17 protein-coding genes are annotated in these 14,280 nt (G+C 41.3%); 8 read left to right on the plus strand and 9 right to left on the minus strand.

The annotated features are described in order from the left end of the window. Nucleotides 1–121 precede the first annotated feature (121 nt). Both AC13CC_RS17210 and AC13CC_RS17215 read left to right on the plus strand, forming a co-directional pair. Nucleotides 122–919, plus strand: a complete 798-nt coding sequence (locus AC13CC_RS17210) for a universal stress protein (protein WP_482878150.1) — start codon at nt 122–124, stop codon at nt 917–919. Nucleotides 920–1,204: 285 nt separating this feature from the next. Next, nucleotides 1,205–1,423 (plus strand): hypothetical protein, encoded by a 219-nt coding sequence (locus AC13CC_RS17215; protein ID WP_326277196.1) that lies wholly within the window; start codon nt 1,205–1,207, stop codon nt 1,421–1,423. A 59-nt stretch (nt 1,424–1,482) separates the two neighbouring features. Here the strand turns inward: AC13CC_RS17215 and AC13CC_RS17220 are convergent, their stop codons facing one another. From AC13CC_RS17220 to AC13CC_RS17245, 6 genes are all read right to left on the minus strand, one after another. Next, nucleotides 1,483–1,911 (minus strand): FKBP-type peptidyl-prolyl cis-trans isomerase, encoded by a 429-nt coding sequence (locus AC13CC_RS17220; protein WP_326277195.1) that lies wholly within the window; start codon nt 1,909–1,911, stop codon nt 1,483–1,485. A gap of 183 nt (nt 1,912–2,094) precedes the next feature. Beyond that, entirely contained in the window at nt 2,095–2,289 is a 195-nt protein-coding gene (locus AC13CC_RS17225; protein ID WP_326277194.1) for a hypothetical protein, read from the minus strand. A gap of 176 nt (nt 2,290–2,465) precedes the next feature. After that, a complete protein-coding gene (locus AC13CC_RS17230; RefSeq protein WP_326277193.1) occupies nt 2,466–3,047 on the minus strand; it encodes a YdeI/OmpD-associated family protein in 582 nt (193 codons plus the stop codon). Between the two features lie 4 nt (nt 3,048–3,051). Further along, nucleotides 3,052–3,438: a DoxX family protein gene (locus AC13CC_RS17235; protein WP_326277192.1), complete on the minus strand. Its 387-nt coding sequence runs from the start codon at nt 3,436–3,438 to the stop codon at nt 3,052–3,054. Between the two features lie 100 nt (nt 3,439–3,538). After that, nucleotides 3,539–4,000 carry an SRPBCC domain-containing protein gene (locus tag AC13CC_RS17240; RefSeq protein WP_326277191.1) on the minus strand — a complete coding sequence of 154 codons (462 nt, stop codon included), beginning with the start codon at nt 3,998–4,000 and terminating at the stop codon, nt 3,539–3,541. 1 nt (nt 4,001) lies between these two features. Further along, nucleotides 4,002–4,325 (minus strand): ArsR/SmtB family transcription factor, encoded by a 324-nt coding sequence (locus tag AC13CC_RS17245; RefSeq protein WP_293163383.1) that lies wholly within the window; start codon nt 4,323–4,325, stop codon nt 4,002–4,004. Between the two features lie 565 nt (nt 4,326–4,890). Between AC13CC_RS17245 and AC13CC_RS17250 the strand changes: the two genes are divergently transcribed. The 3 genes from AC13CC_RS17250 to AC13CC_RS17260 are packed head-to-tail and all read left to right on the plus strand — an operon-like array spanning nt 4,891 to nt 5,811. After that, a complete protein-coding gene (locus tag AC13CC_RS17250) occupies nt 4,891–5,097 on the plus strand; it encodes a (4Fe-4S)-binding protein (protein ID WP_326277190.1) in 207 nt (68 codons plus the stop codon). 6 nt (nt 5,098–5,103) lie between these two features. Continuing rightward, nucleotides 5,104–5,388 (plus strand): GNAT family N-acetyltransferase, encoded by a 285-nt coding sequence (locus AC13CC_RS17255; protein WP_326277189.1) that lies wholly within the window; start codon nt 5,104–5,106, stop codon nt 5,386–5,388. A 9-nt stretch (nt 5,389–5,397) separates the two neighbouring features. Continuing rightward, nucleotides 5,398–5,811, plus strand: coding sequence for a thiol-disulfide oxidoreductase DCC family protein (locus tag AC13CC_RS17260; protein WP_326277188.1), 414 nt, complete (start codon nt 5,398–5,400; stop codon nt 5,809–5,811). Here AC13CC_RS17260 and AC13CC_RS17265 read toward each other — a convergent pair. Further along, nucleotides 5,808–7,145 carry a dicarboxylate/amino acid:cation symporter gene (locus AC13CC_RS17265; protein WP_326277187.1) on the minus strand — a complete coding sequence of 446 codons (1,338 nt, stop codon included), beginning with the start codon at nt 7,143–7,145 and terminating at the stop codon, nt 5,808–5,810. The two genes, AC13CC_RS17260 and AC13CC_RS17265, sit on opposite strands and share 4 nt — an antisense overlap. Nucleotides 7,146–7,202: 57 nt before the next feature. After that, nucleotides 7,203–8,267, minus strand: coding sequence for a chorismate synthase (aroC, locus tag AC13CC_RS17270; RefSeq protein ID WP_326277186.1), 1,065 nt, complete (start codon nt 8,265–8,267; stop codon nt 7,203–7,205). 356 nt (nt 8,268–8,623) lie between these two features. Here aroC and AC13CC_RS17275 point away from each other — a divergent pair, with 356 nt between their 5' ends. Further along, nucleotides 8,624–9,541 carry a UDP-2,3-diacylglucosamine diphosphatase gene (locus tag AC13CC_RS17275; protein ID WP_326277185.1) on the plus strand — a complete coding sequence of 306 codons (918 nt, stop codon included), beginning with the start codon at nt 8,624–8,626 and terminating at the stop codon, nt 9,539–9,541. On the opposite strand, the gene AC13CC_RS17280 is transcribed toward AC13CC_RS17275, so the two are convergent. Beyond that, the gene (locus AC13CC_RS17280; protein ID WP_326277184.1) at nt 9,512–12,415 is read right to left on the minus strand and encodes an FAD-binding and (Fe-S)-binding domain-containing protein; all 2,904 of its coding nucleotides are present in this window, start codon (nt 12,413–12,415) and stop codon (nt 9,512–9,514) included. The two genes, AC13CC_RS17275 and AC13CC_RS17280, sit on opposite strands and share 30 nt — an antisense overlap. A gap of 101 nt (nt 12,416–12,516) precedes the next feature. Between AC13CC_RS17280 and AC13CC_RS17285 the strand changes: the two genes are divergently transcribed. Both AC13CC_RS17285 and AC13CC_RS17290 read left to right on the plus strand, forming a co-directional pair. After that, the gene (locus AC13CC_RS17285; RefSeq protein ID WP_326277183.1) at nt 12,517–13,017 is read left to right on the plus strand and encodes a hypothetical protein; all 501 of its coding nucleotides are present in this window, start codon (nt 12,517–12,519) and stop codon (nt 13,015–13,017) included. A gap of 99 nt (nt 13,018–13,116) precedes the next feature. Beyond that, nucleotides 13,117–14,238, plus strand: coding sequence for a DUF4369 domain-containing protein (locus tag AC13CC_RS17290; RefSeq protein ID WP_326277182.1), 1,122 nt, complete (start codon nt 13,117–13,119; stop codon nt 14,236–14,238). Nucleotides 14,239–14,280: the final 42 nt, after the last annotated feature.

Here is a 14,280-nt window from a genome sequence, read left to right on the forward strand (position 1 = left end):
AAAATGCACTATGAGCGGCCTTATTTTAGCAATATCACATTTTTTATCTTAATCAAACGTTAAACCATTGAAAATTAAGGGTTTTGGTGCTATCTTAGAATGAATCATCAAAACTACATCTATGGAAGGGAATCAAAAAAAATATCGCATCTCCGTTTTGTTGGACATGTCCAAGAATTCTTCGTTTGTATTGAACAGTGCCGTGGAATTGGCCAAAAGGGTAGAGGGCTCCATTGAGGTTTTCCATGTAAAACCAACCACGAACATTATTAAAGGGGACAGCCAACTCTCCGCCATACGAACATTGAACCAGGACGACCGATCTACACGAGCGGAGATCAATGAACTTATTTCCAAGATAAATGAAAAGGAAAACCTTTCCATTGGCTATAAATTGGAGTATGGCAACGTAAAAAATAGGGTCAGGGATTATTTGGCGCTCCAAAACCCGGATATTTTGGTTTTAGGCAAGTGCAGGCCAAGATTGGGAATATTTTCTGAAAGTATTACGGATTTTGTAATTAACCTGACGAACAACACCAATGTGCTGATTTTAGGCGAGGACGATAAATTCCATTCGTTTGAGGACATTAATTTGGGATTTTTTGGAGCAGAGCTTGCAGAAACCAATCTGGAAGTAATTCAAGACCTAAAACGGGACAGTAAAAAACCTGTGCGACATTTTGATATTTCTAACGAGAAAACATCGCAAAACCGGAATTATCCTTGGCACAAAACAGTTTCGTACAAGTTTAGAAAAGGAACCAATGCCCTGGATGGTCTCGTAAATTATGTGTCACGCACCAATACACAACTTTTGTGCGTGCCCAAAAGCGGCAAAAATTTTAAGCTTAAACCGAGCCCTATAAAATCGGTAATTAGAAAAGCAAAGGTGCCATTAATGGTTTTGGCCAAATAAGGGACTTAGGGGAGTATTGTTTTGCTTCCCTATATTTTCTATTTTACATAACATAAATTATAGTACAAATGTCGTCGTGTTGCATTTTAAGGATTTCGCCTTGCGTAAGCTATAATTTTCCATTTTGTAAAATATCCCTCGTGTCAGGGCTATTTATTAGAATTTTCAACAGGGTCATGAAACATTAACTAGCGGTCGACTACCCCGCATCCTTTCATTTGTACCTATAATTTTCGTTATATTTAATTGACGTGCGCAAACGCTCGATTGTTTTACAAAAGCAATATGCTACGCGCTTTTTCTTTTCCACACAATTTGCCCACGCTTGCCCCGGCCAAAAGCAAAAATTTTCTACCCGAATTGAACTATGTTCTTAGATGGTTGGACAAGGCCATTTATATGTTCCATTACCTCCCTGCGGATGCGTTTTCAGAACTGGGCCAAGCGGTTATAGCCATCCATGTGGGACAGCAAGCAAAGTGTTTACCCATGAGCAGGACGTAGACCCAAAAAAAGCCCCATCGTTTTGACAGGGCACCTTTATTCTCTATGTTGTTGTTACACTAAAGTATCTCGACCACTTCAAGGTCGAACACCAAATCTTGGCCCGCCAACGGGTGGTTGGCATCTATAATAATATCTTCCTCTTCTACTTTTGCAACGCGAAACTGTTGTTCTTGCCCTTGTGCATTGGAACCTACCAATCCCATCCCAACTTCTGGCTTAAGATCTTCTGGCAATTGTGATTTTGATATTTTTTGAAAAAGCGCTTCGTTAACCTCTCCATACGCATCTTCCTTATCGATGGTAATGGTTTTCTTTTCATTAACAGCCATATCTATAAGTCCCTTTTCAAATCCTGGTATAAGTTGCCCTTGACCTAAGGCTACTTCCATGGGTTCTCTTTCCAACGAACTGTCAAAAACCTGTCCAGTAGTTAATTTACCCGTGTAGTGTACCTTTACGGTATCATTTTCTTTTACTTTACTCATAATTATAGTTTATAATTTTATAATCAAAACATTGCAAATATACAGGGTATAAAATGGTTAAAAGAATGAGAGGAACATTGGTTTCTTAAAAAAACCGTCCGAAGCCTAGCTAATGCTAGTTTGTTTTTATTTTATTTACTGCAACTTAGAATTAAAACAACAGTTTTTTTTGACTGTTTGCCATTACTTTTTGTTGACATTTACCAACTTATCGTCGTTCCACTTGCCACCAGCGACCACATCGCCCTCTGCATCGTAAAACTTACTGGTTCCGCTACGCTTGTCATCCTCCCACTCACCTGTGTATATTTGGTCCCGGGATATTTCAATGGACAGAAAAACCGCTGTATTGTCCGGTTTTGTGGCTTCTCCATTCATTCTTAAAAATATTGATTTGGGCCGTTGGGTTTTCTTTGGAGGCAAACGTTATGATCCACCCAAGGTCCATGGCTAACTCCATCCCCAAGAAATCTAGATAAAAAGCCTTGCTCGCTTCCAGATTATCGGAATACATATTGGGAACAATTCTTCGCATGGTACTTTTTGTTGATGGTTTACATTTCGTTATATCCTTTCCCTTCAAAAATCTTAGGGATGGACTTCTCTACTCTCGATACACGGGTTTTGGATTGTTTGGCTTGTGAAACATAGAGCATGTACCCGCGTTGGCGCCCTGGGGTCAATGCTTCAAAAGCGGTCTTAAAATCTGTATCGGTATCCAGTTTGTTTTGAAGCTCTTCGGGCATATCAAATTCAGTGGTTTTCTTCATTTTGACTTCCAATCCGGCTTTTTCCACCTCAATAGCTTCATGGATGTAGATTTTCAACAATTTTTCCATATTCAAAATCTCCTTCACATTGGTAAATCGAATCTGGCGGGCCGATTGCACATTTTTGGTCTGTTGAATCAAAATTCCTTCGATATCCTTCAGCAAAACACCCTTATGAAACAACAGCGCACAATACTCCTTAAATCCATGGATCAAGACCACATTGCTCCCTTGAAACGTGTAACAGGGCACACCCCACTTAAGTGCTTCGGTAAGGCCCGTATCGAGGACTATTTTACGTAATTGTCGATAGGCTTCCTGCCATTGGGATGTTTTTTCAAAGAAGAAATCAACTTTTGGGTTCATGGAGTTATTGGTTTTGTGTTGTGATAACTTTTCTGCCAGCTGGTCTAAAATACCAAGAAATCAGGGTCAATGCCAATAACAAGGAAGGTCCAAAGAAATCAGCGGCCCCATCACCTACCGCCAAATGGGAAAAAATAGCCCCTGTCATTGTAAAAACAAAACCGGCATAGGTCCATTCCTTGAGTACGGGAAACTTGGGAATTAGAATGGCCACAAAGCCCAAAAGTTTCCATACCCCGATAATATGAAGAAAGTACAACGGATAACCCAAATGTTCCATCATTTCAACCTCCTCTTCCATCTCAATTGATTGTACAATGCCTGTGGAGGTCATTCCCAGGGCTAGCCAAACGGTGGCTACCCAATAAATAATTTTACTACGTTTTGTCATGATATGATTTTTTAGGCTTTTGTGTTTGCAAAACTTTTTCCTGTCATTTCGACTTCGCTCAATGTGACAGGAAAAAGCTCTTATCGTTGGAGACTTGTTATTATAACTGTTCCATTACTTCCTGCAAGCGGTTATGTGCCATATTAACCCCTTGAGCAAAGGGTAGTTTTAGCATACGGTCCCGATCATCCACCGATTTATAGATCATGTGTATGGTGAGCTTGCTCGTTGTATCGGTAAGGGCCTCAAATTCTAAAAACTCCAACTGGACCGGAAACTGAGCATTTTCCATTTCAAAGGTCCTGATGATTTTTAGATTTGGTACAAATTCGTGTATGGTTCCATTGAACCGATGCTTGTTTCCCTTCGGATCGGTGGTTTCAAACTGATAACTACCGTGTTTCCGATTGTCAAGTTTTAGTACTTGGGTACCCATCCATTGCTCTACGATTTCAGGTTTTTCATACGCTTTAAAAAGCGTTGCCACGGGCAGTTCAAATTCCCTGGTAATCCAAATTTCCTGTTTTCTGTCCTCAGCATGGACTTTGGTTTTTCGTTCCATATTATTTTTTGGGCAGTTGTTTTTTCATAATGGTTTCGAGCGTATTGAACCTATCGTCCCACATATCCCTAAAAGGTGCTATAAAATCGGCAATTTCCTTTAGTTTCTGTGGATTGAAATGATAGTAGATCTCCCTCCCCTGCTGTTCTTGGTTAAGTAGTTCACATTCGGTAAGTATTCGGATATGCTTGGAAATGGTCTGCCGGGATGAATCAAATTCCGCCGCAATGGCTCCCGGTGTCATGGCGTTGAGTGCCACCATGGCAATAATGGCCCTACGGGTCGGGTCGGCAATGGCCTGAAAAACATCTCTTCGTAATTCCATTTACGCAGCTATTTGACTGCAAAAATATATGCAACCACTTAACTGCGCAAATTTATTTTGAATTCAACAATGTAAGGTGCAAGGTCAAAAAAAAATCTATCGAACTTAAAAATCGCTAAACGCTTCTTCCAACAAGGTAAACGAATCCATGACTACTATGTGTAGAATATCGACAAAATTTATTTGACAGCTATTTTGGAAGAAGGGAAAAATGCATATAAAAATAAAACCACTCCTATGGATTTGAAATCCATAGTTTTCAAAAGAATGGAATTCTTTGTCATCTGGCATCAAGTCCTCCCTTAATCTCCCCAAACAGGTTCGGGACATCCTCTCCAAAGGAGGGAAACTGCTCCCCTTGGGGAGACCGGAGAGGGGACCATCCAAAAAATTTATAGAAACTAAAGTAACTGCAATAAAACCTGACTGACGTCAGGTTTAAATCTCGATTATCGAGTAAACTATATTATCTTTACTTAAGCTGGTTCAGTATCCATTTTGTTTCTAAACCTATGTATGCCCAAAAACATTGGTTGGTGATAATGAGAACTAAACCCCAACAATTATGACAAAGAAAGAATACACCAACGGAGAGGTTACCATATTATGGCAACCCGAAAAATGCATTCACTCTGGAATATGTGTAAAAACATTGCCCAAAGTGTATAAACCAAAAGAGAAGCCTTGGGTCAAACCTGAAAATGCCACTAGTCAGGAGTTAATAAATCAAGTAGCAAAATGTCCTTCGGGAGCATTGAGCATAAAAAAGTAGCGTGTTTTGGTTAAAATAGAGAGAGAAGAAGATCAAAGAAAAGGTAGGTTTGTAATTTATGATGACGGTGAATTTGCTGGTGAGATGACCTACACTTGGGCCGGAACAACAAAATTTATCATAGACCATACGGGAATAGAAGAAGCGTTCGGAGGAAAAGGATATGGAAAAATGCTGGTAATGGAAGCTGTAGCGTTTGCTAGGGATAAAGGCGTGAAAATTTTACCGCTCTGTCCATTCTCAAAAGCAGAATTTGATAAAAACAGCAGCATTGCGGATGTCAGGTTTTAGCCAAGTGTTATGAACAAGCTGGAAAACAAAAAAATAATCCTGTTCGATGGTGTGTGCAACCTTTGCAACAGCTCGGTTCAGTTTGTGATCAAACGGGACAAAAAAGATGTATTCCGCTATGCGGCCCTACAAAGTGATGTGGGGCAACAATTGGTGAACCAACGCCATATTGACACCAGTCAGGTAGATTCCATTATCCTTATAGAACCTGGCGTGGCTTACTATACTAAATCCGATGCTGCATTGGAAATTGCCCAAGACCTTGGTGGATTATGGAAATTGACCGCCGTTTTTACATGGGTCCCTACTTCCATTCGAAATGGAATCTATGATTTTATTGCCAAAAACCGCTATAAATGGTTTGGAAAACAGGATACCTGTATGATTCCTACCCCTGAGTTAAAAGCAAAGTTTTTGGATTAACTATCTTTTCCTTTTACCTCATCCAAATGATCATCCCATTCCTCTACATGCGGGTCACCAAGTTTGCCAACAGATTTGGCGACCAACATGGAAACTGTGGCATCACCGGTAACATTTACCACGGTTCGGCACATATCCAATGGTCTATCAACGGCAAAAATCAAGGCCAGACCTATGGCCAATTTATCGGCAGGAAAACCAATGGACTCCAATACAATTACCAACATTACCATTCCCGCACCTGGAACGGCCGCAGAACCGATGGAAGCCAACAAAGCTGTCAATACAATGGTCAACTGATTGCCAAAAGTCAGGTCAAAACCAAGCGCTTGTGAAATAAATACGGCTGCAACACCTTGGTACAAACTAGTACCGTCCATGTTGATGGTGGCACCTACGGGCAACACAAAACTGGATACCTCTTTGTGCACCCCAATGTGTTCCTCTACCCTTTCCATCGTAACAGGTAAGGTAGCCGCACTGGAACTGGTGGAAAAAGCCAACAGTTGTGCAGGACTTATTTCTTTTAAAAACCAAAACGGGTTCTTTTTGGTAACAAGTGCAACCACGGTGGAGTAAAAAACAATCATAAGTGCAAGACCCAATAGAACAACTCCGGCATATTTAAGTAGCGCCAATAACAATTCAGGATCACTGGAAGACACCACTACTCCTGCCAACAAAGCAAATACGGCATACGGAGCGGTCAACATAATCAAATCGACCATTTTGAGCACCACATCATTGAGAGAATCAAAGAAATTTTTTAGTGGTTTTGCTTTTTCCTCTCCAATCAACAGCATAGAGATACCAAGAAAAATAGTAAAAAAGATCACCTGAAGCATCAAAGCATTATCCGTCATGGCCGCCAATGCATTATCGGGCACCATATCTTCCAAGAATTGTAAGGGACCACTATCCTTTTGTCGGGAAGCCTCTTCCAGCTTGGAGGTAACCCCTGCATCGTTTCCATAAGTATCGGTGAGTTTGGTCACCGTTTCTTCCGAAATTCCACTGCCCGGGTTCATTGCATTTACCAACAAAAGTCCGATCGTAATGGCGACAACCGTGGTAACTATATATATTCCAATTGTACGGAGGCCAATATTTCGAAACTTTGAAATGTCCTTAAGGTCCGAAATACCTTTAACCAAGGATGCCAAAATAAGAGGTATGGCAATTAACTTGAGAAGTTTTACAAAAATGGTCCCTAAAGGCTGAATCCAATCATTTACAAATTCCTTGCCCCAGCTAATTTGGGTCATTGCAAATCCAAAAAGAATACCAAGTAGCATCCCGATTAGGATTTGCCAGTGCAATTCCAATTTCTTCATAAAGTAAGATTATGGACGGAAAGATACTTTTTTGATTGGAAACGTCCTAACGCAGACCTAGATTTTGTTGGTACGGGCCAAAAGTGAGTAATCTGCCAAAACCAATGCGGCCATAGCTTCTACAATAGGAACCGCTCTTGGAACAACACATGGATCGTGCCTGCCCTTGCCTTGGGTGGTAATTTTTTCACCCTCTTTGTTGATGGTTTCATAGGATTGTAGCACCGTAGCAACGGGTTTAAATGCCACACTGAAGTAAATATCCATTCCGTTGCTTATTCCACCTTGAACCCCGCCACTACGATTGGTTTTTGTAGTGCCATCGGTATTGAAAGCATCGTTATGCTCGCTCCCCTTCATGGCAACACCGGCAAAACCGCTCCCGTACTCAAAACCTTTTACGGCATTGATGGACAACATTGCTTCTCCCAATCGGGCATGTAGTTTATCAAAAACCGGCTCTCCAAGACCAATGGGTACATTTTGTATGACACAGGTGATAACACCACCAATGGTATCTCCCTCTTTTTTAATGGATTTGATGTACTCCTCCATTTTTTGCGCCATTTCGGTATCGGGACAACGAACGGCATTGGATTCAATCTTGGAAAAATCCAATTCTTGATAAGATTTGTCTAATTTCATCTCGCCCACTTGGGAAACAAAGGCATTTATTTTTACATCGGTCAAAAATTGCTTTGCAATGCTCCCTGCCACTACCCTGCTGGCCGTTTCGCGGGCAGAGCTTCTTCCGCCACCACGGTAATCACGGAAACCGTACTTCTTGTCGTACACATAATCGGCATGAGATGGTCGGTACGAATCCTTGATGTGTGAGTAATCCTTGGATTTTTGGTTGGTATTATGAATGGCAAAGCCGATTGGAGTACCTGTGGTTTTTCCTTCGAACACTCCGGAATAAATTTCAACCGTATCGGGTTCCTTTCGTTGGGTAACTATTGCAGATTGCCCCGGTTTTCTTCGGTTGAGCTCCAACTGAATCTGTTCCAAGTCCAATGATATCCCAGCAGGACAACCATCGATAATGCCCCCCAATGCTTTGCCGTGGGATTCACCAAAGGTGGTGATCCTAAAAAGTTGTCCAAACGAATTTCCTGCCATTCGGTATAAAATTATGTTGCCTCAAAGGTAGATGTTACAAATCTAATTCAAAAACAAGGTTTTGGCTTAGAACTCATTTAAACTTTTTCAATTGGCTAAAGAATTGCCCTTTTGCACCCACTTTTTTGTCTTTTCATCCTTCCGTAGCTCTGCTATGCAACTCGAAAAGGTCTTCAACTGGGCACAAATTGACTAATTTTCGCTTCAATCCTAAAGGTTTAAATAAGTTCTTAATGTTATTGTAACATAATTCATCTTGGGGTGATATTTTTTTAACAATATCCTCATGAATTAATGATTTCAATTTGATTTCTATTTTATTCCTACCGTTTTATTTTGCAGTAAACCCTATACCGTTGAAAAAAAGGAAGATAGAATTGGCAGTTGTCTCAGATGTTCATTTGGGAACTTATGGCTGTCATGCAGATGAACTCATCACATATCTTAATAGCATCCAACCCAAAAAGCTGATTTTAAATGGGGATATTATTGATATTTGGCAGTTTAGCAAAAGGTATTTCCCCCCTTCCCACCTAAAGGTCCTGAGAAAGGTCATAGGCATGGCCTCCAAGGGCACCGAAGTTTACTATATCACTGGAAATCATGATGAAATGCTCCGAAAGTTCAGCAATACTTCAATGGGGAACTTTAAGATCATGAACAAATTGGTACTCAACCTCGATGGTAAAAAAGCATGGATTTTTCATGGTGACGTGTTCGATGTTTCCATACAAAATGCCAAATGGTTGGCCAAGTTGGGCGGCTATGGTTATGACCTTCTTATTGTGATCAATAGTTTCCTGAACTGGTGCTTGGCCAAAATGGGCCGTGAAAAGTATTCGCTCTCCAAAAAAATCAAAAATAGCGTGAAGGGTGCTGTAAAATACATCAACAATTTTGAAAAGACCGCTGCGGAACTTGCTATAGAAAACGACTATGATTATGTGGTCTGTGGACATATCCATCAACCCAAAAAAGAAGTTTACGAAACCAAATATGGTAGTTGCACCTATTTAAATTCGGGCGATTGGGTAGAAAACCTGACCGCTTTGGAATATTCGTTCAAGCGTTGGAAAATATACCATTACAATCACGATAGATTATCCCCGTTCTTTGTGGATGAAGATTTAAAGGAAATGGACATGAACGACCTTATTGCTTCCATTACCGACAAAGAGGTGGACATTGAAGACATTACAGAGCAACACCTTAACGAAAGCGAAGAAAGTATAAACCGTGATTTCTTAGATGACCAAAGCCTTTCTCAAGATTGAAACCGGGTGTTGTGCCTCCCTTTTCGTCCCATCCTTGATTTGATGCCTACAACTTGTTCCGTTCGCCGCGATCAAGGTATCTTCCGAGCTTTTTCTCACAGCTGGGAACAGCTTGAGCTCCCCTACCTGCATACTGGTTTCGTAATGTTCCTTTTCGTAGCCAAAAGAGCCTGCCATTCCACAACAACCGGACGGTATAATGGTTACTTTGTAGTTTTTCGGTAGATTCAACACATCAAAAGTCACCTTTTGGTTGCTCAATGCTTTTTGATGGCAATGCCCATGAATTTTAACGGTCCGTTCCGCTTCGGTGAAGCTATCCGAAGAAATATGTCCTGCAGCAATCTCTGCGGCTAGAAACTCTTCAATCAAAAATGAGTTGGAAGCCAGTTTTTGTAATTGCTCCTTATCATCGTACAATCTTTGGTATTCATCCCTAAAAGATAGAATGGCCGATGGCTCCAAACCAACAATGAGTGTCCCATCATCCAAGATGCCTTTTAACCTTTTCATGTTTTGGGCCACCAATTTTTTGGCTTGCTTCAAGAACCCTTTGGAAAGATAGGTCCGTCCACTTTCACCATAAAACAATTCCACATCATAACCCAATCTGCACAATAGCTCAATGGCATCCTTCCCGATTTGAATATCCAAATACCTTGCAAACTCATCAATATAGAGAACAACGGGTCGTTTGGAAATATCCGTACGCTTTACACGGTACTTTTTAAGATGATCTTTAAAATTGAAGCGTCCCACTTTCGGTAAATTCCGCTCCGGGGCAACGCCGACCGCCTTTTTTAATATGCCACCTACCGTTTTAGACCCGTACATCCAATTGGTGATGCCAGGAAATTTACTTCCCAATGCATTCAATCGGGTGTTGTGGGCAAATAGTTTGCTACGCAACGAATATCCGTTCGCTTCTTGGTAATTGTATAAAAACTCCGCTTTCAACGCAGCAACATCCACATTACTTGGACATTCGCTGGCACAGGCCTTGCAGCTCAAACATAGATCAAAGGCGCTTTTGAGCTCTTCATGATCGAACCGATTGGTTTTTTCTGAATTGGTCAAAAACTCCCTAAGCGCATTGGCCCTGCCACGCGTAGTATCTTTTTCATCTTTGGTGGCTTGGTAGCTTGGGCACATACCCCCGTTCATGTGGTGACTTTTTCTACAATCCCCGCTTCCGTTACATTTTTCCGCAGCTTTTAAAATGCCCTGGCTATCGGAAAAATCCATCAAAGTCTCCACTTCTGGTTCTTTACGGTCAACCTCATAGCGCAAAGATTCATCCATGGGGTAGGCGTCTACAATTTTGCCGGGATTGAGTACCAAATTGGGGTCAAAAAGTGCTTTCACCCTTTTCAACAGCTCATAATTCGCTTCACCTATCATTAGAGGAATAAATTCGGCACGCACAATCCCATCACCATGCTCGCCACTAAAACTTCCTTGATATTTTTTGGTGAGTTTGGCCACATCTGTGGTAATGCTTCGGAACAAAACCACATCTTCCGACTTTTTTAAATTGAGAATGGGGCGCAAATGCAATTCTCCAGCCCCTGCATGGGCATAATACACCGCATCTTGGTTATAGCCTTTCATAATCTGGGAAAATTCCCCGATAAAATCCTTGAGGTCTTCCAGGGCAACGGCCGTATCTTCAATACAGGCCACAGCTTTTCTGTCACCCACCATATTGCCCAAAAGGCCGAGTCCGGCCTTGCGGAGTTCAATGGCTTTGTTAATATCGTCACCGTACAAAATAGGGTTGGCATAACTCAGCCCTGACTTTGCAATAGTTTTTAAAAGTTCATCCAGTTGTTTGTCCAAATCTTCTTTGGAATCCGCTTTTACTTCCAACATTAAAATTCCTGCGGGGTCTCCTTCCACAAAAAAACGGTTGGCCAATTGAGCCCTGTTGTTTTTGGTGCAGTCCAGAATCACCTTGTCCATCATCTCGCACAAATGAAGGTTATGTTGCATCACAGGAGCCACATCGCTCAAACAATCCTCCAAGTTCTTGTAGTGCGTTGCCACCATTGCGGCATATTGCGGCGGTATTTCATCAAGCTGAAGCGTTACTTCGGTGGTAAATGCCAGTGTTCCTTCGCTTCCGGATAATAATTTACATAGGTTGAAATCGACATTATCATCCCCAAAAACATTGTTTTTGAGCAATTCATCCACCGCATATCCGGTATTTCTTCTGTGGATGCTGGGTTTAGGGAACTCGGATTTGATATTGTTCCGTATTTCTGGATTGGAAAGCTCCTCAAAGAGTTTGCTGTAGATTTTTGCTTCCAGCGAGTCACCATCTTTCTTTTCTTCGAATTCTTTTATGGAAATACTGGAGAAAAAAGCATCACTTCCGTCGGACAATACACATTGCATGGCCAAAACCTTGTCGCGTGTAACGCCGTATTGAATGGAAGTGGTGCCCGATGAATTGTTCCCGACCATCCCTCCTATCATACAACGGTTAGAGGTGGAAGTGTTCGGCCCAAAGAAAAGACCAAATGGTTTTAAGTACTGATTGAGCTCGTCACGAACTACACCAGGTTGTACAGTAACTTGCTTTTTATCCTTATCCAAACTGATGATTTTGGTAAAATGGCGACTTACATCGACCACAATACCATCTCCCACACACTGACCCGCCAAAGAGGTTCCCGCAGTACGGGGAATAAGTCCAACTTTATTTTTATTCGCAAATGCGAGCAAGGTTTTTAAATCTTCTGCGTCTTTGGGATAGGCCACGGCGGTAGGCAGCTTCCGATATACCGAGGCATCCGTCGCATAAATGGCCTTGCTCAATTCATCGAACAACAACTCGCCTTTCATTGCTTCAGAAAGGTCTTTTAACATTTTTTTATCCAATTTGGAATACTTTATGGGAACTAAAACGGTTTTTCAAACGTAAATCTAACACAAAACTATCTCTAATTTTTAACTTAAAAGAGAAACACATGAAGATTACCACATTATTTGCAGCACTTATGTTATTTGCAACAGCCAGCTTAAGTGCACAAAGTATATCCGAACACGCCCTAGGATTAAGGTTGGGCGACAGCGATGGCTTTGGGGCCGAAATTTCCTATCAAAAATCCATTGGACAAAATAACCGTGCTGAATTTGACCTTGGCTGGCGGGACAGTAGGTATTTTGATGCCTTTAAACTAACCGGAGTTTACCAGTGGGTTCACCAATTGGATGGCAATTTTAACTGGTACTATGGTGTTGGCGGGGGATTGGGTAGCGTCGATTTTGATCATCCAGATCCTGATTTTGACGATGATTACGATGGCCTTTTTGTATTCGCCGCCGGGGATATTGGTATAGAATATGATTTTGATATTCCTTTGCTACTGTCCTTGGACTTTAGACCTGAAATAGGTTTGGTAGGTTACGACGGTTTTGACAACGATTTTGATTTTGACATAGCACTTGGTATCCGATACCAATTCTAATAGCGTATAGATTTAAGAAGAACCCTTGGCTTTACCAAAATGCCAAGGGTTTTTTTATGCCATAAGTATTGAATACCTTAGCGGTCTAAACATTTTGAAATGAAAAGACTATTTGCAATATCCTTGGGAGTGCTGTTTTTAGCATCTTGTAATTCCGACCCAAAAGGATACACTTTAAAAGGCACCATAACCGGCGAACCTGAAAATGGCACCCAAATATTTTTAAAAACCACAGATTCCGTCAACCAATTGGTGGATGTTGATACCGCAGCGGTTGAAAATGGCTTGTTCAGCTTTAGCGGAAATCAGGTAGAGCCTAAAATGTACTATATTTTTGTAGATAAAGTTCGTGGGAATATGCCTGTGATCGTAGAAAACGGCACGATAGAAGTTGAGTTCCAAAAAGATAGTATAGCTCAGGCCAAACTTAAGGGGACAGAACAAAACGAGATATTTATGGGCTTTTTGGAAGAATCCCGTAAACTATCTGAACGTGCAAGATCTATGCAAGATGACATGCGTTTGGCTGCTCAGGAGAGAGATACTGCCACCGTTACAGCATTGCGCGAGGAGTTTATGGAGTTCCAAGAAGATGCGAAAAGCTTTAATATAAACTTTGCCAAGGAAAACCCAAATGCATATGTTTCTGTATTGATTATTGGAAACCTTTTGGCCACAAAAGCTGCTCCTGCTGATGAAATCAAGGCAATGTTCGAAGGGCTATCACCAGAAATGAAGGCTACAGAACCTGCTAAAAAGATTGCGGAACAACTCGAAAATTTAAAATCCACCGAAGTCGGGGCCGTAGCACCGGACTTTTCTGCCCCTACTCCAACTGGCGATGTACTTGCACTCAGCGATGTTACCAGCAATGCTAAACTCACTTTGGTCGATTTTTGGGCAGCATGGTGCAGGCCATGTCGTGCGGAAAACCCCAATATTGTATCGGTTTATAAAAAGTATCACGAAAAAGGTTTTGACATCCTTGGTGTTTCATTGGATAACAAAGAAGAGCATTGGAAAAAAGCCATTAAATCCGATGGTTTGGTATGGAACCATATCTCGAACTTACAGCGCTTTCAAGATCCAATTGCTCGTTTATACAACATTAACGCGATACCAGCAGCATTTTTATTGGATGAAAATGGCGTTATCGTAGCAAAAGATTTAAGAGGTCCTGCATTGGAACAAAAAGTAGCTGAAATCCTAGGTAAAAGCTAATCAATTACATTATTGATAATCAAAGAAGGTCTTGATGCATTC

The organism is Flagellimonas sp. L-11 (assembly GCF_056857735.1).

Bases quoted from the DNA above. Each gene is read 5' to 3' on its own strand.
- AC13CC_RS17220 (WP_326277195.1), bottom strand. From the start codon at position 1,911: ATGAGTAAAGTAAAAGAAAATGATACCGTAAAGGTACACTACACGGGT.
- AC13CC_RS17290 (WP_326277182.1), top strand. From the start codon at position 13,117: ATGAAAAGACTATTTGCAATATCCTTGGGAGTGCTGTTTTTAGCATCT.
- AC13CC_RS17235 (WP_326277192.1), bottom strand. From the start codon at position 3,438: ATGACAAAACGTAGTAAAATTATTTATTGGGTAGCCACCGTTTGGCTA.
- aroC (WP_326277186.1), bottom strand. From the start codon at position 8,267: ATGGCAGGAAATTCGTTTGGACAACTTTTTAGGATCACCACCTTTGGT.
- AC13CC_RS17215 (WP_326277196.1), top strand. From the start codon at position 1,205: ATGCTACGCGCTTTTTCTTTTCCACACAATTTGCCCACGCTTGCCCCG.
- AC13CC_RS17240 (WP_326277191.1), bottom strand. From the start codon at position 4,000: ATGGAACGAAAAACCAAAGTCCATGCTGAGGACAGAAAACAGGAAATT.
- AC13CC_RS17210 (WP_482878150.1), top strand. From the start codon at position 122: ATGGAAGGGAATCAAAAAAAATATCGCATCTCCGTTTTGTTGGACATG.
- AC13CC_RS17225 (WP_326277194.1), bottom strand. From the start codon at position 2,289: ATGAATGGAGAAGCCACAAAACCGGACAATACAGCGGTTTTTCTGTCC.
- AC13CC_RS17230 (WP_326277193.1), bottom strand. From the start codon at position 3,047: ATGAACCCAAAAGTTGATTTCTTCTTTGAAAAAACATCCCAATGGCAG.
- AC13CC_RS17265 (WP_326277187.1), bottom strand. From the start codon at position 7,145: ATGAAGAAATTGGAATTGCACTGGCAAATCCTAATCGGGATGCTACTT.
- AC13CC_RS17280 (WP_326277184.1), bottom strand. From the start codon at position 12,415: ATGTTAAAAGACCTTTCTGAAGCAATGAAAGGCGAGTTGTTGTTCGAT.
- AC13CC_RS17285 (WP_326277183.1), top strand. From the start codon at position 12,517: ATGAAGATTACCACATTATTTGCAGCACTTATGTTATTTGCAACAGCC.
- AC13CC_RS17245 (WP_293163383.1), bottom strand. From the start codon at position 4,325: ATGGAATTACGAAGAGATGTTTTTCAGGCCATTGCCGACCCGACCCGT.
- AC13CC_RS17260 (WP_326277188.1), top strand. From the start codon at position 5,398: ATGAACAAGCTGGAAAACAAAAAAATAATCCTGTTCGATGGTGTGTGC.
- AC13CC_RS17250 (WP_326277190.1), top strand. From the start codon at position 4,891: ATGACAAAGAAAGAATACACCAACGGAGAGGTTACCATATTATGGCAA.